This is a genomic window from Paenibacillus sp. J31P190, from assembly GCF_059692075.1.
This window is the reverse complement of the sequence record NZ_JCAUAS010000001.1, coordinates 397,579-423,760: the sequence shown is the minus strand read 5'-3', so window position 1 is coordinate 423,760 and position 26,182 is coordinate 397,579. Positions and strand designations below refer to the sequence as shown.

Below are 26,182 nucleotides of genomic sequence, written 5' to 3'. Positions count from 1 at the left end.
ACGAAATTCTTATTGGCGATAGACCTAATATAGGGATCTTTGGTCGTAGACCAAAGTCTCTCCTCGTTAAGCGCGGTGGCTCATCTTCGAAAGACCTCGATTGAGGTTTATCTTATTTGAAAATTGACCTAAGGACGAATTACTAGATTCATAGAATTGTGTTACTAGAATTGAAAAGAGGATTTTACTATGAAAAAAGGGCTTTGGTACGCCATTCTTGCCTATACCGCATGGGGGTTGCTGCCTGTTTATTGGAGGTCTTTTGAGTCTCTGCTTGCGGGTGAAATATTATCTCACCGTGTCATCTGGTCATTTGTATTCATGGCCGTTCTCTTACTGATAGGGAAAAGTGGATGGGCTGAGTTTCGCAAAATGGTTACGAACGGGAAAATGCTGCTCCAGATAGGGGTTTGCAGCATATTAATCAGCTCCAATTGGCTGATATTCATTTGGGCCGTCAATAACGGTCATGTCATTGAGACGAGTCTGGGGTATTATATTACTCCCCTAATTAATATCATGCTGGCGGTCCTGTTTTTGCGTGAAAAACCAAGCCGCAGTCAGTGGGTGGCCGTTGCTTTGGCGGGTGCCGGCGTTTTGCTGGCAACCATTGATTATGGCAGATTCCCATGGGTTTCTCTTTCACTAGCGTTTTCCTTCGGCCTTTATAGTCTTGTGAAAAAGAGAGTTTCCTACGATGCCTCTATCGGGTTGGCAGGGGAAACCGTCATTGTCTTCCCCATAGCAGTCGCATATATTGCCTACTTACATTTCACGCATCATGATTCCGCATGGGCATTACCGCCAATCTCTTTAGCGATGCTATTATTGTCAGGTGTTGCAACCGCTTTGCCTCTGCTATGGTTTGCTAAAGCGGCTGCTCGGCTGCCTCTTTCCATGTTGGGATTCATTCAATACATTGGTCCTTCCATTACGCTGTTGTTAAGTATCTTCTTATTTAAAGAGAAATTCTCACCCGTGCTTCTCATCAGTTTCTCCTTGATTTGGACGGCGTTGATTGTTTACGCATTAGCGTCGATGCGGGTGGCCAGGACTTCTGTAGCGAAGTAGGCATAGATAGAAAAACCGTTCGAGACATAGTCTCGGACGGTTTTGTTTTGTTTAGGTTCGTTTCATCGCCGGATAGCGTACTGCCCAAACCACCTACATGATGGCGCTGTCAGCTTGAGAAACGTTTGTTGTTGGAGCTGCCAGCGCCAATTAATCGAGTAAATAACGCCGATGGAGCTGCTAGAACCGTAATAGAGTAATGTCCAAGCTCTTTTCGCCGCTGAGAAGTGAGAAAGGCGAAGAGTTACCTGCTTATAACTGATTTTGAGGAACGAGGAGCCACTATTTTAGGAAATAAGTGTTAAAAATGAAAATGGCGGAACGTGAGGGCCTTATTTGCTAAAATAAGCACCAATCAAGAGGCAAAACAACGAAATAACGTCTTGTCGTTCCGTTTATCCCGGAATTCGAGCGTTTTCACCCAAATAGCGGAACGACGTTCCGTCAAATGGCGGAGAACACGAATATCAGGTCGGAATTTTATGTCTAGCTGCCCTTCCCATATGCAATACGTACCCGTTAGCACGTGAAGGACTTGAGGCAGCGCCTCTTATTTGGTAGAGCTGACCTGAAGCAGGTGAGCTTCTTTTGTTTTGTTGAAATGCGTGAAGGTGAAGATGAAATCACCTTTGTAATAGCTGTTCGTGTAGGTGCCAGCCCCTGCACCTACCGCGAGTTCCATGACGATGTAGCCGGCATCGTTGGGCTCGCCGCGCTTTTTGATGGTTTCGATGGCTGGCTGCAGCAGCGCCAAAGGCTTCGAGCCCCAAATGCTGAGGGAGGTGACAACGGCCTCCTTCGGGTTGCCCTTGGACGGCTCTACCAGCAGCGACAGCTGGTAGGCCGGATAGCTCAGCAGCAGCTTAACGCCTGCTGCTGATGCCGGATCGGCCGCGCCAGCTCCCGCGGCCGATGGTTCCACGGCGGCGTCGCCCGCAGCCGCCGTCTCCGCGGAGGCAACCTGCGGCGCCTCCTGGCCCGCGAGCATGACGCTGGCATCCTGCAGCGTCACCTCGGCTGGTTTGCCCAGCAAGTCTTCGACTTTCTTGCTGGACAAACCGATGAAGCTCTGCAGGCTGGCCTGGCCGCCTGCAAAAAAGCTCCGCAGCAGCGGCGCGCCGTCTGCGTCAAACAACGTGCCAAGGCCGTCATAGACGCCAGCCTTGAAATCACCCTTGTAGACGAGTTTACCCAACTCGTCATACGCTTCTCCGGCGCCGCTCAACACGCCGCTCTGGAACGTGCCTTTGAAGCGCGGCACGCCTTTCTCATCGAAGGCGGTGCCTTCTCCGCCATACGCGCCAGCGAGGAATTGGCCTTTATATTTGATCAGGCCATTCGTATAAAACTCGGTGCCATCTCCGGAATAACTGCCATTCTTAAAGCCGCCATCATAGATAAGAAGTCCCTTCGCATCAAAAAGCTTACCAGCCCCGTTATATTGTCCGGCTGCAAATTCACCCTCATATTGGGCGATGCCGCCCGATGAGAAGAGCTTGCCAGCCCCATTGTATAGGCCGCCGTTAAACAAGCCTTCATACAAAAGATCTCCGCTTGGCGCGAACAATTTCCCGGCCCCGCCGTATTTTCCATTTTGAAATTCGCCGATATACTGCACTTTCTGCTGGGGATCGTATTGGGTTCCAGCCCCGTTAAAGACATCTCCGGCAAATGCTCCTTTATATTGCAGGGTGCCGTTTTCGTCATAAAGGGAGCCGTTGCCTGACTTTTGCCCTTTTTCAAAATCACCTTCATAAGCGGGTTTGCCGTTGCTGTGGAAAAGTTTACCTTTGCCGGCATATTTGCCGTCAACCAGATCCCCCACATAGAGAGAATCCTTTTGGGTACCCACGACTTTGCCATTGCCTGAAAAGCTCGTAAGTTTAGGGGTATCTTTCTGAAGAACAGGAACGCGATTCAACCACTTATTTACGATCGCAGGTGGGCGAATGAAGATAAAAAAGATCAAAACGAGCAGGAACAAAGTGAGGAAAAGAAGCAATCTTTTGGAGACATAATAGGAGCCGATCAAAACGTAGTTTTTCAGCGACGTTTCGCGCGTCTGCAGCATGACCCTAAGAATCTGTTGAAACTTAATGATCGCTAGTTTGGGCAGCCTTCCGACTGTTGCGATGGCTTTCATGATATGGCCAATGAATGGTGCAACGACAGGCTTTAGCACTTTTTCAAGGGTTTTGACCGGCTGGATCTCCAAATCTTCTCACTCCTAGATGGAATTATTAAATGAGGTGTTTTTAAAATAGGTTATGGCACCTGAATGGTCATTTGCCCTGGTTGTTGAATTTGAATGACGCCGCCCCAGTTGCACATGCATTTGGACGTATTGTTCAGAGCGGGCATGTTCGCGACGAGCACAGTCGGTGACCCAGGAGCCCAAGGCGCAGCTGTTACTGGCACGCAGGGCATGGGAGTTAGAACTCCAAGTGCCGCCGCCGTTGCCGCAGCAACCATCGGATTCGCCATAGAATTGCACATCCCAAACGGCATAATGTTCACCATCGGCTTATTATCCATAATGTTGGCAATGGGCATAGCGGTCATCACCATGTTCGCCGGAAGCACCATTAATGTGCCAGGCGCCGCACCGAACGAGCATTGCAGCATCGCTCCACCGCAAACGAGATTTCCCATGTGATTCTCCCCTTCCTTGAGCAAACGCGCCACCGAGCTTCCAAAGCAGGGTATTAAGCATGTTTTAAATCGTTAAAGTAGTCGCAATCGTCTTACATTTAAAGTTGTTTTATATCGTTACCGCGGCTGGAAATAAGAGATCCCCGTCTTCCGCTCCATCTATTAAGCGCCCTTAGCTCAGCTGTCCTGTGCCCAGCTCAGATATCAAATTCCGGTCAAAGATTCGCTGTTTCCATTACTTTTATACTACTAGATAAGTATATGAGCAGTCTATTACTATATTCGATAGTTTTCACTATTTTTCTCCAAAAGATGGGTGCGGGAGCGGGGGAGATATTGTACTATAAGAGGAGATGGTTGAGCGGAGGGATTCATAATGATAGGGGTAAAATTTGTGAAGTTGGGACTTGTGCTGCTGCTAGGAGTGTCGTCGATTGTGGCAGCAGGTTCGGGAGTCGAAGCTGCAACGGTGAAGTCTTTAACCATGAGGGAAGCCATCGATCAAGGTTTGAAAATAAGTCCCCTATTGCGGGATGCCAAGACCGATATTTTGAAGAAAAAGATAGAGCTGGAGCAAGCGCAGCATGCGGTTAAAAATGAGGAAGCTAAGGCTTCCGGACTATTTGCCAAACCTCGCAATTTAGGTCAGGAATTATCGACTCGTTTGAAGGTGCCTGAAGCACGCAAGCAGCTTTATATCGCGCAGGAAACGCTGCGGCAGTCGATGAATACGGCCCGATTTGATGTGCAAAAAGCTTATTTAGCAGCTTATCAAGATGCAGTGGCAGAAGAAAATACTAGGAAGAAAATGGAAGAAGCTAAATCTGCATTGGAAACGGTGAAAAAGAAGCGGAAATTCGGTCTTGCAGATAGTACGGAACAAGAGAAGACAGATAAGGCGCTGGAGAAGTCGCTATCTGAATATAAACAAGCGCAGTTAACGGCCAAATCTAGTCGTCTAGCGCTGGGTAAGCTGCTGAATTTGGACATGGAAAATAAAGTCCAGCTCTCGTTTGAGCCGGATTACGCGGATTTGAATCAGAAGCAGCTGCCTGCCTACATCGCAAGGGCTCAAAAGTCGATGCTTAGTTTGCTGAAGGACACGGAGGACCGGCGGTTAGCGGATGAGAAGCTGAATACGACGCGTGATTTGTACAGCTCTAAGTTTGGATCGGCGCGAATGAAGGTCATGGACGGCATGTATAAAGCCAAAGATGTGGATATGGAGCTGTTCCTAGCTAGTTATGAAACGACGCTTTCACAAGTGAAGAAGGATTGGGAAGGCTTTTTCATGCTGCTTGGATTCATTCCTATTCCCAAATCGCTGCTTCAAGGGGAGTTTGACGGGCTGCGCTATTTGGACGATCTCAGGGATGCGCTTCCGATCGCGACTATGGAGCAGAATAAAGCGCTGCTTCAGGAGAAGGAAAGCCGGAATGCAGTCATTGCTGCGGTGCGGCAGTCATTTTTGGAAGCAAAAGGGGCCGAAGAAGGCTATGCGCAGGCCTTGCGTGATAAAGACAATGCGGTAGCCAATCTGGATAAAGCGAACCAGAAGCTGAAGCTAAGTCTTATGAAAACAGATGAGCTGCAGGCTTATAAGGACGCTGTCATTCAAGCAGATCAACAAATCCTATCTGCCCAAATGGGTTATAAAATGGCGCTCGGCAAGCTGGATTTGGATACCGGCGGTGCGGTTGAAAGAACGATAAGGAAAGGTATTTTGCCTTATCGTGACCTCGATGATGGGCTTGCAGCGGTAAAGCCGCAAAAGCCGAAAGCGCCTTTAGGCACTTGGAAACTGAGGCCTTCGGTGGGCACGCTGCTTAGTGATTTCAGTGTGAAAGTAAATAAAAAGCTGGGCGCTACGGAGTACGCGGTTTTTACGAAAGAAGGCCGTGCGATTGGGAAGCGGACGAAAATGAACAAGCCTGTGCGTAATTTATCGCTCAAGTTTAGTTCAATCGATCAGCTCAAGGTTGTGTTGTACAAAAAAGGGAAAAAGATCGACGAACTGCCTCTGGAAGGAAAAGGGAATTCAGGGCAATTAGCAGCTGTAACTGCCGAAGATGGAGCGGCTGGCAATTCAGGCAGCAATTCTGGTGGTGACAAAGGGGACGGAAACAGCGGCACAGGCGGAAACGGCTCAGGTTCAGCTGAAGAAGAGAAGGGGCTAGGAACTGTCATTATCGGTTCCTATAAAGTGCAGCTGGACGCGCTGACCCCAGCGGCCTATAACGCTGCAGCAGCCACGATGACGAAGTCGGGGCAAGGGATTTTTTATAAATCGGATGAGCCTGGGGCGGTTTGGATCGGCATGGATAACGCCGTAGACCCTAGCGCGCTAATCGATCCAAGCAGTTCAGCTGCGCTGACGAAGGAAGCAGCGGCTGCTTTGAAGGTTACCGTCGAGATTACGAAGCCGGGAGCTATTGCTTCCTTGGAAACACCCGCACAACTGCAGCAGCAGATCGATACGCTGAAGAAAGATATCGTGAAGCTGGAAGCGGCCAAAGAAGCGGCTGTAACGGATTTGAAGCTGAACGAGATTGCTGATCTAGCGGTGCAGCTGAAGGATGCGCAGGCCCAGCTCGGGATGCTGGAAGCGCTGCTCAAAGGCGACAGCGGGGCAGCTCTCAAGCAGATGGAGCTGGTGAACAACCCGGACGCGCTGATCGCAGCGCTGTCCGAGGAGGCAGCACCGCCGGTCGAACCGGGCGGTGCAGACACTCCCGGCGGCTCAGGGCCGGCCGCCGGGAACGAGGCCAGCGAGGATCAGCTGGCCGATCAAGCCGAGCTCCAGCAGCAGAAGCTGGAGCAAGCCATCGCCGCCGGCGAGCCAGAAGCGGCAGCAGCTCAGCTGCAGCCGCTTCTGGCGACGCAGGCGCAGCTCGCGGATGCGCAGACTGGCGCATCCGAAGGCTTAGCTTCGCTCAAAGAGGCGAAGCAGAAGCTCCAAGCTGCGCTTAGCGCAGCGCAGCAGGATCCTGAGCGGGTCGCGACGCTGACCCGCTCAATCGAAGCCGTCGACGAAGCGATGCAGTCGCTGCTGAAGGATGCGCTGTTCACGCAGCTTGACGCTGTGCAGGAGCTGGCGGCTGCGCTGCCGCCAGCTTCAGCCGTGCAGCCGCAGCTAGAACAGCAAATAACCAAGCTGTTGGAGCAGCTACAGCAGCAAGAGAAGGCCGAATACACGCCAGAGGAGCTGCAAGCTCTGGCAGAAATCTCAACCACTTTGGCTAACATCACAACGGTAGACACAAGCTCTTCGTCTGGTTCTGACCCAGAATCCAGCCTTGTTCCTGTCACGATTCAACCCATTTCGGCAGAAAACGTACTTTCTCCCAATATTTTCATCAAATTCGACGTTCCGCCTGTTATAATAAACGGGCAGGCCTATTTACCTATAAGATCCGTGTCCGAATCGTTCGGTGCGGCCGTTGATTGGGATCAAGAAAGCCTTACCGTTACGGTAAGTACGGAATATGCGACCATCACTAGCCGTATTAATAATACTACGGCATATATAGACGGCGAGCCCGCCCAGATCGATGGACCCTCTTTGCTGCTCGCAGGAAAGACCTATGTGCCGCTAAGGTTCATATCCGAGTCCTTAGGACTTCAGGTCGACTGGCATGCACCTACTCAAATCATTCAGATTTCTAATTAAGAGGAGATTAAAGAGCGATGAAGAAATCGATTGCGGCATTGCTGCTAGTACTGCTGCTTCTGGGTGCTGCCGGTACTTATCTTAGTCTAAACCGGGATAGCTTTACGCTATGGCCCTTTAACCAAAGCATGCCATTCGATGGTTTGTCGAAGGCTGTCTCTGATCATCAAAACAATTTGTTCGTTATCGATAATGCCAAAAAAACCATTCACAAGCTGAACAGTCAGGGTGTTCTACAATTCTCCATCACAAGTGAGACCGGGAAGAACGGGGAAGTGTATCGCTTTAATGATATGGCTGTCGATGACCAAGGCTACCTCTATACCATCCGTACACTGCTAGATCCGTACGGCATTGCAGTCAAATCCGAGCAAATTGTTCGTTATAAGCCTGATGGTCAGTTTGATCGGAGTTTGTTTACAGAAGAATATGATTCACAAACGAAACGATACAGACTGGGGTCCTTACGAAATGTTCAGGTTCGTGATGGTATGGTGTACTTTTTCAACGATAAGGTAAATCAATTAACCTTATATCAGGCCCCAGTTGGAGAAATTTCTTCCTCTGAGCCGAAGTCCGTTTACACGATTAAGCTTCCGGAGAATAAATATGTTTCCGAGGCAGACGGATATAAGCCAGGAGAGATTTATTATTCAACACGCAGCGGGGAAATTTATCGCGCTTTTAGTGATGGACGCTCGGAGCTAGTTTATCCGCTACCGGGTCTTGACCGTACAAGACGTAATTTTCCGGAGAGCTTGCATTTGGATAATCAGGGACGGCTTATTTTCATCGATTTCAACAGCAAATCGATCTCTAGGCTTGATCCCAATCAGCCCTACATCATCGAAGGTCTTGTGAATGAGACTAAGGCCAAAGCTAACGGCGTGGAGCTTGCCTTTGATGCAACGACTAGCAGTATCGGCCAAGATGGCAGCCTCATTATTGTAGAAACAGCTCAAATTAATCGCCTTCTTCCGGATGGAACTATTACTCCTTCCATGGTAGAGGCACAGTATAGCGAAGCTGTGAAGACAAAGGCCATTCTTCTTTGGTCCATCGCTATTGCGGGGATCTTGCTTGTACTGTATGCCATCAAATTAGTTTTCTTCAACTTACTGCAGCGGCGTCTGCCACTTATGATGAAGCAAATTTTCATTTTAGTGCCGGTCATTGCAGTTTCGATGATTCTTCTATCTACCGTCATTTACACTAGCTTCTCGACGAAAATGGAAGAAGAAACGTTCAGTGAGCTTCTCTTATTGGCCAAAAACGGTCAAAACCTGATTGATGGCGATAAGCTAGAGAGCCTGACTTCACCTCTGGATTACAATGGGACTGTTTATCAATCGTTCCGTAAAAAGATTCAATCTGTCTTTGATAATAATGATCAAGATGATAATCAAGGCTTTTACAAAGCGGTTTATAAATACGAAAACGGCGTCATTTATCGGATTTTGGAAGATGATGACGGGATGCATATGTTCAATCCATTTCTACAAACACCCGAGAATCAACAAGTCGTGCTGCAAGGCAAGCCGGCCAAAGGCCAATGGCAGGATTTCTCCGGGGAGTGGAGATATGCGATTGCTCCTATTTTTAATTCAGAGGGTAAAATTGTCGGCGTTTTCGAAACAAGTAAAAATTTGGACGGCATCCTCAAGCATCGCCAATTGGTCCTCCAATCGATCATTCGCAACATTGCTTTTATTTCGATAGGCTTACTGCTCGTTCTCTTTCTGATGACCTATGTGCTGCTCTCTTCGATTCGTAAGCTTCGCAATAGCGTTGGGGAGATTGCCAAGGGTAATTGGGATGCGGTTGTAACGATCAACACAAGGGATGAGGTGTCAGACCTAGGCGACAGTGTCAACACGATGGCTGCTCGCATTCGAGAGTATATCACCAAGGTAGAAAATTTCAGCCAATCCTACTATCGCTTCGTGCCGCAGCAATTTCTGCGTTTTCTTAACAAAGAAAGCATTCTGGATGTCGAGCTTGGCGATCAGGTGGAGCAAAATATGTCCATCTTAATTTTCAATATCCGAGGCTTTTACCAGCTGTCCAAAAGGCTTTCGCCGGAAGAGAACTTCAACTTCGTCAATTCATTTCTGAAAAGATTCGGACCTTATGTGCGCAATCATCAAGGTCTCATGAATAAGTACCTGGGCGCGGGCTTCATGGCGTTATTCCCGAATCAAGCTGATGAAGCGCTGCGAGCTTGTATTGAGATGCGTAAAGAGCTGGACATCTATAATTCTCATCGAGCTAAAGTGGGTTATAAGCCGGTTGATTTCGGCATTGGTTTGCATAAAGGACCGCTCCGGCTAGGGATCATTGGTGAAGAACAGCGTCTGGAAGGCAATGTGATTTCCGATGGTGTTAATTTGGCAACGATGCTGGAGAAAATGACGGAACCGCTAGGGGCATCGATTCTTATTACCGATTATGTGGTTCAATCGTTAGAACAGCCAGACAGCTTCCACTATCGCAATTTGGGATTAATTCAGGTAGAAGGGGTCAAAGAGCCGCTTCATCTGTTCGATGTGTTCCAGGGTGATCCGGATACGATCCGAACTCTGAAGGATAAAACCAAAGCTTTGTTCGAGCAAGCTGTAACCTACTACCAAGTAGGGCGTTTCTATGATGCGCGCGAAGCGTTCTTAATGGTCATTAAGCAAAATCGTCAAGATAAGGCAGCACAGCTGTATTTCTATATTTGTGATGAATACTTCCAAAACGGTACAACAGCAGAGTGGAATGGGACATTATCTGTTTCTTAATGTGAAAGAGGCGATCTTGGCATGTATGTACAGGAATTAGCAACGGAAAAGGACGCATTGCGAATTACAAATTTCTATTTATCTTCGGATTCTTTTGATGACCAGCGGCATACACCGGGAGAGCTTGACCATTTCCGCAATGCTCCCCTGCTAAGCTTAACGCAGCGCAATCATCGTCATTGGTTTATTGAGAACGAATCCGGTGAGATTATTGCGGTTACCAGCTGCAAAGAAAATGAGCATCAATCCGGAGGATTTCTGTGGGATTACTTAGCTGTACACCGCGAGTACCGCAGGCACGGCTTTGCGAAGATATTATTTCAAGCGTTGGAGACGTTCGCCAGGTTAGCGGAAGGACGATATATTCTTACATACACTTGTGATTTGCCAGAGTACCAGCCCATCCAAAAAATGTTTAGAGCGAATGGTTTTGAATTAATCGGCACTTATCCGAATTACTATTATGAAGGTGAAGCCAGGTTGGCTTTTTACAAACCACTGTTAAACAACAAATGAAATAATAGATTGGACCTGATGATATGCAAGGAAGCTTAATCAGATGGATGGGACTGCGCACAGAAGATATTCGGAAGCTATGGATGATGCTGCCGATCTTTTATTTTAGCGGGATTGCTGAATCCTTGAACTATACCGCGTTCATGGCGCTTTTTAACCAACGATTCGGTGTGCAGTATTTACCTTATATCTATATCGTAGAAGCGGCAATCATGCCCCTAGAGGGCTGGCTCTTAGCGAAGCTGGCGAATCGGCTGCCTAAGGCCAAAATGATGACTACGCTCTACCTCATCATGATAGGATTGCTGCTCCTCAATGGTGCGGTGCTGCTTGGATTTAAGCTTGGCGGTATTGATTTCCGGTATTACTACCCGATTCTATTCTTGTCTTCCAACTTTGTCGTAAGACAGCTGACGCTGCTGCTTTGGAGTACAGCCTTTGATCTGTGTCCCACCCAGCAGGCCAAAAGGTTAATGCCGGTGTTCATCGCTTCGACGACGACCGGAGGTATTACGGCAGGCTTGATCGCCCACCAAATTGGTAAACTGCTTGGTACTGAAGCGGTGTATGCGCTTGCTCCAATATTGATGGTGTTCGGCTTCATCTTTTTCCGCAAAGCGTTGGCGCGGTATTTGGTGCCTTTGACTCTGAAAGAGGACAAACGGCTGAAGGCACAGGGCGAATTAAGTCCAAGCGAAGAGAAACAGCAGCCTGCTGGCTATTATGCGAAACAGATGCTGCGCAGTCCATTCCTGCTTTGCGCCATTGCTTTGATGACGCTTATGCCTGCGGTTTATTTTATGATCGAGTATCAGTACTTCACGGTTGCTGAGAGCAAGTTCCCCAAGGAAGGAGATCTAACCTCATTTTATGGATTAATTACCGCTATTCAATTCACGATCTGCTTGCTTCTACAAACGGTGTCTACCCGCTTAATGAACTGGCTGGGCGCGAGCAATATGCTGCTGGCGATTACGGTTATCTTCCTTGGCGGTTTTGGGCTTACCGCTCTATTTTTGAATCAATCGCTGGGGCTCGTTATGGTATCTGGCTCTTATGCCGTTTTTTATATTCTGCTGTATTACATTGCGGAACCGTGCTATCAGCTCTTTTTCAAAATGATGCCTATCGGAAAGCGCGACGGCTATCGTTATTTTGCTCAGGGTGTGGCTGCTTCGGGCGGGATCTTAATCGGTTCGTTGCTATCCTTGCTGCATTCGTTTGGCCTTATCCGGCTGTCTCCTCTTGCCTGGGTAGGTGTAGTTGTAGCGGCTATTCTCGTCGTGGTGGCTTGGTTCGGAAGGAATCTGTACATTCGTGAACTGGTCAAAAGTGTGCAATCTTTGCATGCAGATCTATCGGACATTGCGGGCTCCTTTATTGGGGGTATTCGCAGCTCCAAAGCTTTATCCTCCATGCTCGGCTATCTGAAGCATCCGAATGATTATGTGCGAGAGCTGGCTCTCGAAGTGATTGGTAAAGCGAAAGATTCCGCGTTCCTGCCGCAGTTGATCGGAATGATCGGTGAGGAAAGCTCAAGAATCCGCATTGCTGTGCTGCGGGCGATGAATTTGCAAGGGGCAACGATTCAGGATCTCGTGCAGGTCGCTTCGTTCCTGGAAGATGAGGACCCTGAGGTGCGTGCGGAGAGTGTGAAGTTGATTTCAAAGGCGACACATCTCAAAAGCCAATCGCATTTCTTCATTCGTGTTAAGCTGCTAGATAACCATCCGAAGGTTGTACATGAGGGTGTTAAGGCGCTTTATGCGCTGGAAAGTGAAGAAAGCTATCAAGCCTGTGACGAGGCGATTATTAAAATGCTCGATAACGGTGGTGAATGGGCGGTTTATGGCTGTCACACTGTCGCTGATTTGAAGCTGGATTCCTATTCAGCATGGGTGTTATCGCTGCTCGATGATCATCGTCCTGCTGTCAAAGTTGCCGCTGCGCACTGTATTGGCAAGCTTCAGCAGGTGGATGCAATTCCCCACCTCTTGTCAATGGTGCCGCTAGCAGATCAAGAGCTGCGCAAGGCCATTCTCGAAGCTTTCGTAGATATGGGGGCAAAGGCCCTGCCAGCCTTGCTGAACGGTGTGAATCATGTGAATCCGTTTATATGGAATTCGGCGGTTACTGCGCTTGCTGAGCTGCTGGATGAAAGTAAATTACGTTCAGAGTTAGTTGATCGCTGCGTTAGTCGAATGCTTGCTTCCACGCAGGAACGCGCTCTGCCGGCTGCTCTTCAAGAGCTGGGGATGCAGGGGCTTGCCGAGCTTGCCAACCAGCGCTGCGGGGAGCTGCATAATGCGCTGGTTGGCGGCGCGTGGGCGGTAATGGCCAAGTTCGTAGATGAGCGTGTGGTTACGACACTCCGCGAAGCGACTCAGGACGAGAGTGACGAGGTTCGCGAGAATGCCTTGGAAGTTCTTGCTGAGGGGCTCGGTGATCGCAGATTAGCCTTGGCCCTGTTGGAATTATTAAAGAAAGAAGCGGGCAGCAGTCGTGAGGTTATGACAGAGCCGCTGCTCATCTTGCAAGAAGCTAAGATTTGGTCAGATGATTGGCTTCGAGATATTGCTGTTTATGCACTAAGTTCACTGGAGCGTGCCGATATGAAGGAAGATCGCAAGTTTTTAACGATGCTGGATAAAGTTATTTTCTTGAAGCAGGTTTCCCTATTCGCGGACCTGTCCGTGGACGAACTTGGTTTAATTGCAGGAATTGCAACGGAAGAAGTACATGAGGATCTAACTTATTTATTGCGCCGTGGTGAGAGGAATGCAGCTATGTATCTCATCATTGAAGGCAATGTTGAACTGAGCAATGAGACAGGTATTGGGGAGACGGTAACGATTGGTGTACTAGGACCGAAGCAAGCATTCGGCGAAACGACGGCCTTAGACGGATCGCCTTCCTCGATTACAGCTCAAGTGATTTTCGATGAGGTGCGTGTGCTCACTTTGCAAGGGGATAGCTTGTCTCGGTTAGTGAGATTGTACCCAGAGATCGGGATTGGGCTGCTTCATGCTTCTAGTGCCAGAGTGCGGTTGCTCGAAAATATGCTTTTGAAAATGGCTTAAATAGGTTATTCGGCTATTCGGCTAGTGACTTCAGTAATCAGCGTCTGGGAGGTGAATGTCGTGTCAGCAGAGTCCATCGTTTTGAGCAATGATCTGAAGGAACTGGAACGGCTGGGTGTATTCTTGCGAGGCTTGTCGGGGACGATGGGCATGGATGACCATACGTTGTACCAAGTGAATTTAGTCTGCGACGAGCTTGTGACGAACATCATTCTCTATGGCTATCCGCCTGGTGAAACCCGTATGCATACGATCCGCATTGATTTGGGGCTTGTTCCTGATGGTTGGGAGCTTCGAATGACAGATCGCGGAGTGCCTTTTAATCCTCTGTTGAAGTCTAGTCCGACTGTGGATCAGAGCTTGGAGGATCGAGGGATTGGCGGTCTCGGCATTTACTTTGTGAAGCAGGTTATGGATGATATTGTGTATGAACGCTTGAACGAGGAAAATGTTCTAATGATGAAAAAATGGCGTATCAAGGAGGAGGGAATATCATGATGATAACCGAGCAAATGCAAGGCGATATCGTGCTGCTGAGCTTAAACGGCCGACTGGATGCAAATACATCCGCGAGCTTGGAATCGGCTTTTGCAAAACTAGTTGAGCAGGGGAAGGGCAAGTTCGTGTTTGATCTTCAAGGACTTGACTATGTCAGCAGTGCAGGGCTCAGAAGCTTACTTGCAGCAGCCAAAATGATTAAGGTGATTCAAGGCAAGCTGGCGCTGGCACGAATGAATGAGCATGTGAAGGATGTTTTCGACATGTCGGGATTTAGCCGGATTTTTTCGATTTATGAGACGGAAGCGGATGCTGTCCATGCGATTTCTTAGTACGATGGTCAGGAATCAATGTAAGGCAAATAATAGGGGGCACGCTAGATGAATATAGTTGTAGGTGATCTCCTCATTGTTTGTCTCGTGGTCGTTATTGCTTGGCTATTCAGCGAACGAAAGCGTAGAGCCGCAGAGTTGGAGCTTCAGCGGACAATGCAGCTATTCGATGTGAGCCTGGAAGTGAATTCAACGATCCGCAAGCAGGATTTGCTTGTGAAAATCATGGAAACCTCTTCCCGCATTATGAATGCGGAGGCTTCGTCGGTTATTTTGGTCGATGAGGAAAAAGGGGAGCTGTTCTTTGACCTCGCGCTCGGTGAAAAAGGCGATGAGGTTCGTGAAATTCGCCTCAAAATAGGTGAAGGCATCGCAGGCTGGGTCGCCCAAACCGGCAAATCGGTCAAAATCGACGATGCCGCGCAGGACGAACGCTGGTCGTCGAAGGTAGCGAAACGAGTCGATTATCCGACGCGCAGTCTTCTCTGCGTACCGCTGGTCAGCAAGGGGAAAATCATCGGTGTGCTGCAGGTGTTGAACAAGCGGGATGGCGCTCATTTCTCTGACCGCGATTTGCAGCTTCTCGAGTCCATCGCTTCTCCAACAGCCGTTTCTTTGGAAAATGCCATGCTGTATGACGCGCTGGAGAAGTCGATTCATGCATTGAAAACGACAACGGCCGCAAAGGAACGGATGGAGAGCGAGCTGCGCATTGCCACCGACATCCAGATGGGATTCCTGCCTCGCGGGAGTTTGTGTTTAAGGAGTAGCGGCGCTGAAGGTGATACGAGCAGCTCTGGTGAAGCGGGTGATCGTGAAAGTGATGCTGTAGTCGCTGTGGAGACACAGGCCATTATTCGTCCTGCTCGTGAAGTGGGCGGTGACTTCTACGACTACTTCTGTATCGGAGCGGATCGCTTGTTCTTCGTGCTTGGCGATGTATCTGACAAGGGAATACCTGCGGCATTATTCATGGCGGTAACCATGACGCTGTTGAAAGGGAAGATGACCTCAGAGATGACTCCCGGGGAGCTGTTGACGGCAGTCAATCAAGAGCTTTATAAGGATGACTCGACGATGTTTGCGACGATTTTCTGCGGTTTACTAGATGTACGAACAGGACAGTTAATTTATAGCGATGGTGGTCATTGTCCCCCTTACATTGTGAGAGATGGCGGTGAGGTTGAGTTTTTGAAAGGGGAAAAAGGCCTTCCACTTGGCGTCATGGACGACATGGTGTATATGAATAATGAGGTCGTGCTAGGTCTAGGAGATCGCATAGTTGTGTATACGGATGGTATTACAGAGGCCGAGGACCGACTTCAAGAACAATATGGCTTTTCCCGCCTCAAGGATGTATTAGTGAAGGAACAATCGAGTGCACCTGAGCAATTGCTTGGTCAGATGGTGATGGATGTGGATCTATTCACAGATGGTGCTGTGCAATCCGATGATATTGCCGTGCTCGTTGTGGATCGCTGTGCTATCAAATTGTAAACTCCGCTGTATAGCGTTGTGATATAGTAAGTAGACAGACTTCTTATACTCAGGGACAGAATTGTTGAAGTGCAACCATGATTCAATGAATGCTACCATCAAAAGCTCGCTAGGAGGGTTATGCCATGCAAAAATCCCATATTAACCGGCAACCAGATTCTTCTTTGCATACGAATAAAATCAATAAACCGAATTCTTCTGTTTCATCCGATTTGATGAATATTCAACGGGCAATTGGCAATCGCGCAGTGGGCAATATGTTGACCATCCAGACGAAAATGACCGTTGGACCAGTTGGTGATGCTTATGAGCAAGAAGCCGATCAAATGGGTAAACAAGCGGCTGAGCATATTGCTGCATCTGAAAGTAGTGGGGCATCTACGCCTGATGTTCAGCGCTCGGAAGGCGGAGAGTCTGAGGAAGAAGAGCTGCAGATGAAGCCATCATCAGAGTCAATTCAGCGCTCAGAAGGCGGAGAATCTGAGGAAGAAGAGCTGCAGATGAAGCCATCATCAGAGTCGATTCAGCGCTCGGAAGGCGGAGAGTCTGAGGAAGAAGAGCTGCAGATGAAGTCATCATCAGAGTCGATTCAGCGCTCAGAAGGCGGAGAGTCTGAGGAAGAGGAGCTGCAGATGAAGCCGTCATCAGAGTCGATTCAGCGCTCGGAAGGCGGAGAGTCTGAGGAAGAAGAGCTGCAGATGAAGCAATCATCAGAGTCGATTCAGCGCTCGGAGGGCGGAGAGTCAGAGGAAGAGGAGCTGCAGATGAAGCCATCGTCGGAAGGCGGCTTTGAAGCAGGTGCAGGGATTGAGTCGCAGATTAAAGCGAAGCAAGGAAGCGGGAGCAGAATGGATGCCAGCATTCAAGCGAAGATGGAATCGGCGTTCGAAACTGATTTTAGCAACGTAAATATACATAATGATTCAGAATCATCAAAAATTAACCGATCCTTAGGTGCAGAAGCTTTTGCTACAGGGAATGATGTGTTTTTCCGCGAAGGCCGGTACAACCCAGATACACGCGAGGGGCAAGAACTGCTTGGTCACGAATTAACGCATGTTGTTCAACAACGAGGCGGCAAGTAGAGTAGCTATACAAGCGCAATTTTACCCTAATAAAAGGAGATATGTACGGATGCCACAAGGAAGACAGTCCCTTACCCAAAAGCCGAGCACTTCGCATCAGCATGCACAGCAGACTCCAATGTCACAGCCAAGTACTTCTGCTTCACAAATGTCACCTGGGACCAATATCTTCATGCAGATGCAGCGTACGGTGGGTAATCGTGCTACGCAAGCTTACGCGAATCAGCTCATCCAGCGTACAGTCCCGGGAACGCAGCCTGTGCTGACTGTGCCAGCGCCTACGCAGACGTCAGCGCCAGCGCCTACCGTGGCGCCGACGGTGGCTTTCCACCGCCGCAGGTCAGGGACAGCAGCACCGTCACAACCTATGGCATCTACCGTAGCGCCAACCCAGACGTCCACCGTGGCACAGACCCCAGCGCCGACTACAGCAACAACATCACAGTCAACGACTACGGCACAAACGCCTGCGCCAACAGCTGTGACAACGCCACAACCTGGTACAGTACAAACGCCAGCACCCACTGTGGTAACACCAGTGGTACCTTCTGCCTCTACATTGCATCCTACGGGTGACGATACCAAAGACAATGTGGATATGACATCAGGTGTCACCTCTACTTTTAGTGATAGTTTCGGCAAACGTTCGGATGATTTGAAAGAGTCCTACGATAAAACGAAGGATGCTGGCACAGCGCAGCAGTCAGCTACTATGGGGGCAGTCGCCTCCACAGCAGATCTCGTTGGCGGGCCGTTCCAAATCATGAGTGCGATTAGAGAAACGCTTGCTGCTTCTCGCGAGCGCAAGGGACATGATAAACGTTTTCAGTATGCAGGTACAGGCTCGACTATGATCGAGGCAAGCGGTAAAATGGTCAGCGGCTCAGCTGGTCTTGTTGATAAGGCAGCTAAATCAACTGGCCATAAGGATGGTGTCGGAGGCTCCTCGTCCGTCAGTGACTACACAGGGACGGTAGCGGAAGCAATCTCCGCAGTTAAGAATACAATTATGGCCGTTAAATCGATTTACGATATGTATAAAAAGAGTGTGGACAATGGCGGTCTCGATAAAGGGGAAAAAGCAAGAGGCGTTATCGAGGTCATTAGCAATGCGATTCAGGCTGCGCAATCAGGCATCAAAGTGGCCAAAGGCATCATGGATATCATGGAGTCAAGTACAGCTAGCTTGACGGCCGTTATCCCGGGCGTAAGTATTGCTGTTAGTGGTGTGAAAATTGCGATCAAAACCGTAGATGTTATCAAAGCCGGCTTAAATCGCAGCGCCATGACAACATTGAAACGTGACTTCAAAGGCAAAACAGGGAATGCCGACGTTCTCAAAGAAAAACGCTGGTACACGCGAAATGCTGGTGTAGACAAAGCGAAGCTAGCAAAGAAAAAGCAGGATCTCGAAGTGCTTAAAGCGGGTGGAGATACATCAGCAGCTGAACAACTGGACGAAATCGCAAAATACGAATTAGCGAAAGAAATGAAAAAAATTAACGTGAAGCGAACAGATCGTGGAGCTATTCAAATTGGGCTTGAGCTGACGAAGATCGCTGCCGACATTGCTACGCTTACAGGGGTAGGAGCTCAGGTAGGAACGCCGCTGAAAATCGTTGCCACAGGTATTGGCGCAGCGATGCCAATTGCCAGATCCTTGAAGCAAGCTGGACGTGACCGCGCATCGAAAGCAGGCGCTTGGGGTATTACTAAAGCGATATTTAACGCTGATAAATCAACAGAGAAAAAGAAAGAAAAACGAGCCCATGACACAGAACTTATTTTTGATATGTTCGAGAAGCTCCCGCTTTACGATGAACAGGATGCAGCGTGCGTCGCACGCTACAAACAAGTTGAGAGCTTCGTAGAAGCAGCTGGTGTAAGTCTTCAAGCCTTGTATAAGTTCGATGGCAATGCAGAGAATCTGAAAAAAGCCATTATTGAAGCGATGGGCAAGAGAGAATAGGAGATTGAAGAGATATGCTGACAGAGCTTGCACATGCGCGTCATTTGGCGCAATTAGGACAACTGAAAGAGATTTTGGATGAAGCAGAGCTTGCCACGAATTTATTGGAGAAATCTGAAGCTATTCCGCTGCATGTGCTAATGGCAGGGTTTCAAGAGGATAGTAAGGGACGAGATCGATTCCTTCATTTTAGTTTTTTACCGTTGAATGATGAGGAAATAGTCGCTATTCAACTGCTGCAAATCTACAGTACGCTGCCGTTTCATCTTCAAGCGGGTGCTCGCGAAGAGGTAGCTGCGCTTTTACTGGAAGTTAATACTCGCTTACCAATAGGTCACTTTGGTGTGAATGAAGAGGGCGAGATCCATTATCGCTATGTATACAGCCTATCGGCTTCGCGTACGTTCGAGAGTGATGAAGTGTTAGAAATTCTTACCCTATTCGCGTATATGTGTGACATGTTCGGAGAGCACATCGAGCTGGTTGCCAGCGGTGAAGCAAAAGCAGAGCAGGTCATTCAATCCTTAAGATCATAAGAATGAACCAGGAAGACCTCCAAACCCACTTGCGGTTGGAGGTCTTTCTCGGATTGTCATTTCCTCGGAAATATTCGACTTATTTCACCTTGTTTTGCAGCAGCTCAATGATCTGCTTACCGGGATCTCTCATTTCGCCGCCAGCAGGACGATTTCCATTGCCATTCTTGCCGCCGGTTCGATCGGGTGCAGTAGCGTTTGGTTGTGCAGAAGCATCTGGTTTATTTTCTATACTTCCAGATTGACCATTTCGATTGCCTTTGCCATCGGCGCTGTTTCCGTTATTCCGAGGTCCATTTGCACCTCCGTTTCCTCGATTGTTCATACGAGCAGCTGAATCTTCTATAAATTTCTTCTGGGCATCCGTTAGCTTTTCAAACAGCTTGGTCTTGTTTTCATCGCTAAGTTCAGCTTTTGTGACGATTTCTTGAGCAACAGGCAGCATGGCTTGAGCCTGTTCTTTCGTAATAGTAAGTCCATCTGTTTTGTCTAGCATGAGCAGGGTCTGAAACGTACTGAACATTTGTCTTTGCGCAGCATTCATGACAGGTCGGTCTTGAGCATTTTGCTTGCCGTCTGCCTGGGATTGTCCATTTTGTTGTTGCTGCTGCGGTTGTGCGGAGCTTGCTGCAGCTGGTTGTGAGGATGACGCATTCCCACAACCGCTTAATAATACGGGGATAAGGATGCATAAGCCCGCTATTTTTGTCATTTTCATCATGCTATGTATCACTCCTATCAATCATCTTCTTCACAATCGTACACGACAATTATGAAAAATCTGAGAAGAGAAGCTGAATGATACATAAAAGTTAGCTTAAAATTTGCTGATAAGGGCATCCAGCAAATGGATACCCTTAAGTTAAAAAAGCATGTAACACAAAGTGTACAACCGCGGAGGTACTATCTATGCAGGAGCTTGTTGGGGAGTGCAAGGCATGCGAAAAGCCAATTTTCTGCAATGATGGATTTATTACCGGCGTAGTGTTAGACGATAACACTTTAATATGCTTTGAGTGTTTCAAAGGAGAGAGCGAAATCAGCAGCTAGAAGAATAAAAAAAGAAGCTGCTCAGGCAGCTCCGCAACTAAACTTGTTTCACACTTTTGACGGTTAAGTTGGGAATATCACTCTTCAAAGCGTACCGCCTGTTCAGCAGATAGCCGAAAAGGGAGGCCAGAGATTGCTGGAACAGCATTCCTAGTACAACGGGGACAGCGACAGGAGGCGGGAAGTAGGCAACTGCGATTACCGCGCCAGCACTAATATTACGCATCCCGCTGTTAAACGTAAGTGCTACGACGACGTCTTGTTCCCATCGCATGAGCTTGGCGGCCAGCCACCCTAGGATGTAACCAAGTGAAGCTATGAATAGAACAAATCCGGCTAAACCTAGTAATTTAGCATTAAAATCACGCAAATAAGGGGCGATTACGGAGCTGTTGATAGCGACAACGATGCCCATGGTTATTTTCGAAAAAGGACCTAGACGTCCACTCCATTGTTCTTTAATTTTGCCGCGTGTCCATTGATTCATCAGCATGCCAAGGATAGAAGGTAGAACGATCATCAGGAATAGACCTTTCATCATACCGAAGGTATCCAAATGTATTTTGGTGCCAATTAACGCAGAAAGTGTGTAGGGAACGACAAAGGGTGAAAGAATGGTGTCCATGAGTATAATCGATAACGTGAGCACGATATTTCCGCGATAAATGGCTACCCAAACGAAGCTTGAAATGCCAGTAGGTATGGCTGCTGCTAAGATGAGGCCAGTTATAGTCATGGGCTCATGACTATATACGACATGCCCGAAACCCATCGCAATCAGCGGCATCGCTACATGTAGAATCAACAATGTAGTTATGAGCGGAAGAGGCTGAACGACCACTTTGACGAATTCTTTGAAGCTGGAGCTTATGCTGCCTGCGAAAGTCATAAAGGCAAACAACCAAGGGGATAAATAGGTGAATCCGGATAAATGACTGCCTAGTAAAACACCGATAAGAACGCTGACAGGTGTGATCAGCGGTAAGATTTTTTCTAATTGACGATTCAATTGAGACAGCATTTAGGTGTACATCCTTCCATTAAACCTCATAGGCAGCTTAGTCTCCCTATTATAAGAGTTGAAAGGGGTAGTGACTAGACCCTCATTGTTATGGATGGAAATTGGGCGAGCCTTTTTAGACCTCTGGAGAAATGGTTAAAAGGGTGCTTAGAAATAAATGAAAACGTTTGCAATGAATTTGGCTATTGGATATAATTGGCGTACAAGCAAGGTGTTTACACTGTGTAAATAGGTTGTTTTTACGGATAGCTTCTGTATCGAGGAGTGTTTGCATGACAAGCAGATGGGAACAGGAATTAGAGGAGCAAAGAAATAAACGGCGGCAGGAAATTATTCTAGCTGCTCAGGAGCTTTTTTTGGAAAAAGATTTGTCAGGTGTAACGATGAAAGACATCGGACATCAATTGGGGATCAGCCGTGTGACACTTTACAAATATTATAACTCGATTGATGAGCTGGCGTTTGAGGTTCAGATGAAGGTTTTAGACGAATTATTTAGATATGTTGATTCTCACATAATCGGTGAACGAGCCGAAGAGAAAATGCGGAATTTGTTATTAGCTTGGCAGAACTTTACCCAGACTAGACCTAGCCATTTGCGTTTTATTGGACTGTTTGATCACTATTACCGGGAAAAGTATCCAACCCGCGAATTGGAAGAGAAGTACAGAATATTCATCAAAAATGTCTTTCCATCGCCTGTTCAGCTTATTCAGGAAGGCATTCAAGATGGTTCGATCCGTCCTGATCTTGATCCAGCCAAATCTTCAGCTATGATTGCAAACACGATGATGAGCATGACGCAACGAATGGCATCAAGGGGGAATATCCTTCGTGAAGAACAAGAGATCGATCCAGGCGAAATGATGCAGCAGTTAATTGACATGATTATGGCCTATCTGAAACCCGAAGCGACTTCAATCTGATCAAGTAAGTATTCATGAGAGGGGAGGTTATTAGTCGTGCAATTTCGTACGTTGCCTCTGTTCAAGTCACTGCGTTTTAAGCTGATATTTGGTTTGCTTATTATTGTCATCCCCATCGTGGCTTTCATGATCTATAACAACTTGTACGCAATCAAAGTTGTTCGGAATCAAGTGGCCCAATCGAACAAAAATTTAATCAGCTTATATATGGGACAGATCGACCGTAATTTGGATGAGGTAGATAAGTATTTATTCAACTTCGCTGCGCAAGACACGGGACTGCTGGTACTTGATGTGCTGCGAGATCAAAATGCGGATCGGTACTCTTTTACGAAAATTCAAATAAATAATAAGTTATTAAAAGACCTCCCTAGTTATAAATCAATGGATATGTTCTTTGTTTACTCGGAGCCGAATCAAGATTTATTGACAGTTATGAGTGATCAAGTCACCTACACCAGACAGGAAGCTGTTGAAAATAGCATTAAGACCATTTTTCAAGACCAACGCGATGGTTCAAATCAGACAAGTCTGAGAGAATGGTTCATGCTAAAGCTCGGAGATCAATACTTTTTGACCCGTGTGATCAAATATGGGAATGTCTATATCGGGGCATGGACGGATGCGAGTAAATTAATGGTGCCGCTGAACCTGGTCGATTTGGGCAACAACGGCAGGGCACTGCTGGTTACGGACCAGTTCGAGACCATGTCTAACCAAGCTTTTGTACAAGAAAATCAAATTAATTTGAACGATGTTGGAACGGATTATAAACTCACTGGAAAAAATGAAAAATTCCTAGTCGTTGGCGAAAAATCCGCGAAAGGCCGTTTCAGATTAATCGCTGCCATACCAGACAGCATCATTCTGGAGAATCTTCCTTTTCTTCGCCGAATAGTATCGTTCATTTTGTTGGGATCACTTATTCTGCTGCCTTTCATTTTGTTTCTTTTAAGGAAAATCATCTTGGTTCCGATAAATAGGATCATGATGGCTATGAGGAGAATCGAAGACGGGAATTTGGACGTCCGTATAACCTACAGCCCTTCTGTCATTGAATTCGACAAGATGAACCAATCCTTCAATCGCATGATATCACAAATACAGGAATTGAAAATCAACGTTTTGGAAGAACAATTAAATCATCAGAAGGCCGAACTCAAACATTTGCAGCTTCAAATTAATCCGCACTTTTTTTTGAATTCGTTAAACATTATTTATAATTTGGCGCAGGTGAAAGACTTTGCACTGATTCAGGAAATGGTTCTATGTCTCGTAGAATATTTCCGCTTTATGTTTCGGAGCAACATGGCATTCGTCGCTTTAAGGGATGAGGTCCAGCATACTCTTAATTACTTTCGTATCCAGGAGATGCGGTTTCCCAAAAATTTGACTTATGATCTTTCCGTACCGGACAGCCTGATGGACGTAGTAGTTCCTCCGCTTGTTATTCAGACCTTTGTGGAAAATACAATCAAACACGCAGTTAGCATGGATAAACAGGTTCATATTGGTATAACCATCGAAGCCATAGAGGTTAATAGAATTTGTATACGGGTGCAGGATACCGGAAAAGGATTTCCTGAAGATGTTTTGGCTCGGCTGCAGATGGAAATGGATATCGGTAACGGAGAAGGTCATCATATCGGGATATGGAATGTGCAGCGCCGATTGCGCCTGCTGTATCAAGATCAAGCCCAGATCACGTTTTCAAATGGTGCTGGTCATGGCGCAGTGATTGAAATTCTTATCCCATTTCATGAGAAGGAAAGAGGAGAAGTCTATGCTTCAATTGCTGGTCGTGGACGATGAAATTCATGCCGTACGAGGGATAAAAGCGGGGGTAGAGTGGGACCAACTTGGATTTTCAAGGGTTCATGAAGCTTTTAACATACGGCAGGCGAAGGAAATCTTTTTAACCCAAAAAATTGATATTCTTCTTTGCGACATTGAAATGCCGGAAGGTGATGGATTTCAACTGTTATCCTGGGTCAAAGAACACTCTCCGGATACCGAGTCCCTCTTCTTAACCTGTCATGCTGATTTCGAATTCGCGCAAAAAGCGATTCAATTGGGAAGTCTGGATTATATGCTCAAACCTGTCCGCTTTCCGGAATTGGAGAAAGCCGTTCGCAAAGCGATCGAACAATTGGAAAAGAAAAGAGGATTGGTCCAATTTAATGAAACCTATAAGCACTACTATCAGTTATGGGAATCGTACCAACCGATGGTTGTTGAGCGCTTCTGGCAGGATTTAATCCATAGGTCGATCCCTTCGAATAAGGTTCAAATCAAAGAAATTATGGCGAAGCAAAGTATACCTTATAGTGATACAGCCTTATTTGTGCCGATATGGGTCAGTATACAGCGTTGGCATAAAAAGCTGACGCTTCGTGAAGAAAAAATAATGGAATACGCCTTGCGAAACTCATTGGAAGAATTGGCTGTACGGAAAGAGGCAAACGGCCAAATCGTTCAGGTCAAAAGCGGAGGGTTACTGGCCATCCTCTCGGTCGACCCGGGCAGCAAGATCGATAAAGTGAAGCTAAAGAGCGAATTACAGGGTTATATCGATGCTTGTAACCATTACTTTTTCTGTGATCTTTGTTGTTATATCGGTACTCCCGTATATACGGAGGGAATGCTCGAGATGTTCGAATCCTTAGTCACGTTGGAGTCCAACAATGTTACACAAACGAATAAAATCTTCTTCTTCTTGAGTGAACAACGATGCAGCTGCTACGATACATTTCCAGTCCCTAAAATGAACGGATGGGCGGAATTGCTCAAGTGTGGATGCAAAGGGAAGCTGCTGAAAGAAATCGATCAAAGTTTGGACGCAATGAAGCAAATGGAAAGACTCGATGCCAAATTGCTGCGCGGATTTTATGAGGACTTTCTCCAAATGATTCACCACGTATTGCATTATAAAGGCTTGAGGGCGCATCAGGTTTTTTCGGAAGAACTCCTGTCTATGCAAGCATCGTCCGTTTCCCGTTCCATAGCTGATCTTAGACAATGGATAAACACGATGATCGAAGAAGCTGCGGGTCGCATTCATTCTGTGGCTGAAAGCCAAACCGTTATTGAAAAAGCGAAACAATATATCGCTCAGCGCGTCAATGAAGATGTTTCGCGGGAGGATATCGCCAGCCATGTGAATATGAATCCAGACTACCTGACAAGAATCTTTAAGAAAGAAACCGGCTTAACGATTTCTGATTATGTTCTTCAGGAACGGGTAGAATTGGCCAAAGAGATGCTGGTAAAGACGGATCTTCCGATTGGAAGCATCGCCGCCTCGGTAGGCTATAATAATTTTTCCCATTTCTCAAAAATGTTCAAGAAAGCGACGGCCATTAATCCACAGGATTACCGCAAATTGTATGAAACTTACCAGACATAAGGTTCCTTAAACATGAGATCGTTCCCTTCTCGGGTTCGGTCTTTTTTGTTCATAAAGAAGTCGGAAATGCGATAACAGGAAGTCGGGAAA

General features: G+C 47.2%; 18 protein-coding genes. 14 read left to right on the top strand and 4 right to left on the bottom strand.

The genetic code is table 11. From position 1 onward, the window contains the following. Window positions 1-189 precede the first annotated feature (189 nt). Window positions 190-1,071, top strand: a complete 882-nt coding sequence (gene rarD / locus AC58U0_RS01800) for an EamA family transporter RarD (protein ID WP_497377319.1) — start codon at window positions 190-192, stop codon at window positions 1,069-1,071. A gap of 550 nt (window positions 1,072-1,621) precedes the next feature. Here the strand turns inward: rarD and AC58U0_RS01795 are convergent. Next, on the bottom strand, window positions 1,622-3,286 hold the full coding sequence (locus AC58U0_RS01795) for an MORN repeat-containing protein (RefSeq protein ID WP_497377318.1): 1,665 nt from the start codon (window positions 3,284-3,286) through the stop codon (window positions 1,622-1,624). A gap of 50 nt (window positions 3,287-3,336) precedes the next feature. Beyond that, window positions 3,337-3,723: a DUF4280 domain-containing protein gene (locus AC58U0_RS01790; RefSeq protein WP_060645930.1), complete on the bottom strand. Its 387-nt coding sequence runs from the start codon at window positions 3,721-3,723 to the stop codon at window positions 3,337-3,339. Window positions 3,724-4,099: 376 nt separating this feature from the next. Between AC58U0_RS01790 and AC58U0_RS01785 the strand changes: the two genes are divergently transcribed. From AC58U0_RS01785 to AC58U0_RS01740, 10 genes are all read left to right on the top strand, one after another. Next, complete coding sequence (locus AC58U0_RS01785) at window positions 4,100-7,393, top strand: stalk domain-containing protein (protein WP_497377316.1); 3,294 nt, start codon at window positions 4,100-4,102, stop codon at window positions 7,391-7,393. A gap of 17 nt (window positions 7,394-7,410) precedes the next feature. Further along, window positions 7,411-10,176: an adenylate/guanylate cyclase domain-containing protein gene (locus AC58U0_RS01780; protein ID WP_497377314.1), complete on the top strand. Its 2,766-nt coding sequence runs from the start codon at window positions 7,411-7,413 to the stop codon at window positions 10,174-10,176. A 21-nt stretch (window positions 10,177-10,197) separates the two neighbouring features. Then, a complete protein-coding gene (locus AC58U0_RS01775; RefSeq protein WP_497377313.1) occupies window positions 10,198-10,692 on the top strand; it encodes a GNAT family N-acetyltransferase in 495 nt (164 codons plus the stop codon). Between the two features lie 47 nt (window positions 10,693-10,739). After that, a complete protein-coding gene (locus tag AC58U0_RS01770) occupies window positions 10,740-13,772 on the top strand; it encodes a cyclic nucleotide-binding domain-containing protein (protein ID WP_497377312.1) in 3,033 nt (1,010 codons plus the stop codon). A 60-nt stretch (window positions 13,773-13,832) separates the two neighbouring features. Beyond that, window positions 13,833-14,270 carry an ATP-binding protein gene (locus AC58U0_RS01765; protein WP_497377311.1) on the top strand — a complete coding sequence of 146 codons (438 nt, stop codon included), beginning with the start codon at window positions 13,833-13,835 and terminating at the stop codon, window positions 14,268-14,270. Next, window positions 14,267-14,602 carry an STAS domain-containing protein gene (locus AC58U0_RS01760; protein ID WP_497377310.1) on the top strand — a complete coding sequence of 112 codons (336 nt, stop codon included), beginning with the start codon at window positions 14,267-14,269 and terminating at the stop codon, window positions 14,600-14,602. The genes AC58U0_RS01765 and AC58U0_RS01760 overlap by 4 nt, the downstream gene beginning before the upstream one ends. Window positions 14,603-14,650: 48 nt before the next feature. After that, window positions 14,651-16,099, top strand: a complete 1,449-nt coding sequence (locus AC58U0_RS01755; protein WP_497377309.1) for a PP2C family protein-serine/threonine phosphatase — start codon at window positions 14,651-14,653, stop codon at window positions 16,097-16,099. Between the two features lie 125 nt (window positions 16,100-16,224). Then, complete coding sequence (locus AC58U0_RS01750) at window positions 16,225-17,184, top strand: eCIS core domain-containing protein (RefSeq protein WP_497377307.1); 960 nt, start codon at window positions 16,225-16,227, stop codon at window positions 17,182-17,184. 49 nt (window positions 17,185-17,233) lie between these two features. Next, window positions 17,234-19,153, top strand: coding sequence for a hypothetical protein (locus tag AC58U0_RS01745; protein ID WP_497377306.1), 1,920 nt, complete (start codon window positions 17,234-17,236; stop codon window positions 19,151-19,153). A gap of 14 nt (window positions 19,154-19,167) precedes the next feature. Continuing rightward, window positions 19,168-19,689, top strand: a complete 522-nt coding sequence (locus AC58U0_RS01740; RefSeq protein WP_497377305.1) for a YbjN domain-containing protein — start codon at window positions 19,168-19,170, stop codon at window positions 19,687-19,689. Window positions 19,690-19,768: 79 nt separating this feature from the next. On the opposite strand, the gene AC58U0_RS01735 is transcribed toward AC58U0_RS01740, so the two are convergent. Together AC58U0_RS01735 and AC58U0_RS01730 are read right to left on the bottom strand one after the other, a co-directional pair. Beyond that, window positions 19,769-20,410: a hypothetical protein gene (locus AC58U0_RS01735; RefSeq protein WP_497377304.1), complete on the bottom strand. Its 642-nt coding sequence runs from the start codon at window positions 20,408-20,410 to the stop codon at window positions 19,769-19,771. A gap of 366 nt (window positions 20,411-20,776) precedes the next feature. After that, a complete protein-coding gene (locus AC58U0_RS01730; protein ID WP_497377303.1) occupies window positions 20,777-21,760 on the bottom strand; it encodes a bile acid:sodium symporter family protein in 984 nt (327 codons plus the stop codon). A 272-nt stretch (window positions 21,761-22,032) separates the two neighbouring features. On the opposite strand from AC58U0_RS01730, the gene AC58U0_RS01725 reads away from it, so the two are divergent. Genes AC58U0_RS01725 through AC58U0_RS01715 form a run of 3 tightly spaced genes read left to right on the top strand, consistent with a single transcriptional unit; the run spans window position 22,033 to window position 26,092 of the window. Beyond that, the gene (locus AC58U0_RS01725; RefSeq protein ID WP_497377302.1) at window positions 22,033-22,686 is read left to right on the top strand and encodes a TetR/AcrR family transcriptional regulator; all 654 of its coding nucleotides are present in this window, start codon (window positions 22,033-22,035) and stop codon (window positions 22,684-22,686) included. 36 nt (window positions 22,687-22,722) lie between these two features. Further along, the gene (locus AC58U0_RS01720; protein ID WP_497377301.1) at window positions 22,723-24,498 is read left to right on the top strand and encodes a sensor histidine kinase; all 1,776 of its coding nucleotides are present in this window, start codon (window positions 22,723-22,725) and stop codon (window positions 24,496-24,498) included. Next, window positions 24,470-26,092 (top strand): response regulator transcription factor, encoded by a 1,623-nt coding sequence (locus tag AC58U0_RS01715; RefSeq protein ID WP_497377299.1) that lies wholly within the window; start codon window positions 24,470-24,472, stop codon window positions 26,090-26,092. Before AC58U0_RS01720 ends, AC58U0_RS01715 begins: the two co-directional genes overlap by 29 nt. The last annotated feature ends 90 nt before the right edge of the window (window positions 26,093-26,182 follow it).

What these genes read in the sequence shown, in the direction of transcription:
- rarD (WP_497377319.1), top strand. Translation starts at nt 190, where the DNA reads ATGAAAAAAGGGCTTTGGTACGCCATTCTTGCCTATACCGCATGGGGG.
- AC58U0_RS01790 (WP_060645930.1), bottom strand. Translation starts at nt 3,723, where the DNA reads ATGGGAAATCTCGTTTGCGGTGGAGCGATGCTGCAATGCTCGTTCGGT.
- AC58U0_RS01785 (WP_497377316.1), top strand. Translation starts at nt 4,100, where the DNA reads ATGATAGGGGTAAAATTTGTGAAGTTGGGACTTGTGCTGCTGCTAGGA.
- AC58U0_RS01780 (WP_497377314.1), top strand. Translation starts at nt 7,411, where the DNA reads ATGAAGAAATCGATTGCGGCATTGCTGCTAGTACTGCTGCTTCTGGGT.
- AC58U0_RS01775 (WP_497377313.1), top strand. Translation starts at nt 10,198, where the DNA reads ATGTATGTACAGGAATTAGCAACGGAAAAGGACGCATTGCGAATTACA.
- AC58U0_RS01770 (WP_497377312.1), top strand. Translation starts at nt 10,740, where the DNA reads ATGGGACTGCGCACAGAAGATATTCGGAAGCTATGGATGATGCTGCCG.
- AC58U0_RS01760 (WP_497377310.1), top strand. Translation starts at nt 14,267, where the DNA reads ATGATGATAACCGAGCAAATGCAAGGCGATATCGTGCTGCTGAGCTTA.
- AC58U0_RS01755 (WP_497377309.1), top strand. Translation starts at nt 14,651, where the DNA reads ATGAATATAGTTGTAGGTGATCTCCTCATTGTTTGTCTCGTGGTCGTT.
- AC58U0_RS01750 (WP_497377307.1), top strand. Translation starts at nt 16,225, where the DNA reads ATGCAAAAATCCCATATTAACCGGCAACCAGATTCTTCTTTGCATACG.
- AC58U0_RS01745 (WP_497377306.1), top strand. Translation starts at nt 17,234, where the DNA reads ATGCCACAAGGAAGACAGTCCCTTACCCAAAAGCCGAGCACTTCGCAT.
- AC58U0_RS01740 (WP_497377305.1), top strand. Translation starts at nt 19,168, where the DNA reads ATGCTGACAGAGCTTGCACATGCGCGTCATTTGGCGCAATTAGGACAA.
- AC58U0_RS01735 (WP_497377304.1), bottom strand. Translation starts at nt 20,410, where the DNA reads ATGATGAAAATGACAAAAATAGCGGGCTTATGCATCCTTATCCCCGTA.
- AC58U0_RS01730 (WP_497377303.1), bottom strand. Translation starts at nt 21,760, where the DNA reads ATGCTGTCTCAATTGAATCGTCAATTAGAAAAAATCTTACCGCTGATC.
- AC58U0_RS01725 (WP_497377302.1), top strand. Translation starts at nt 22,033, where the DNA reads ATGACAAGCAGATGGGAACAGGAATTAGAGGAGCAAAGAAATAAACGG.
- AC58U0_RS01715 (WP_497377299.1), top strand. Translation starts at nt 24,470, where the DNA reads ATGCTTCAATTGCTGGTCGTGGACGATGAAATTCATGCCGTACGAGGG.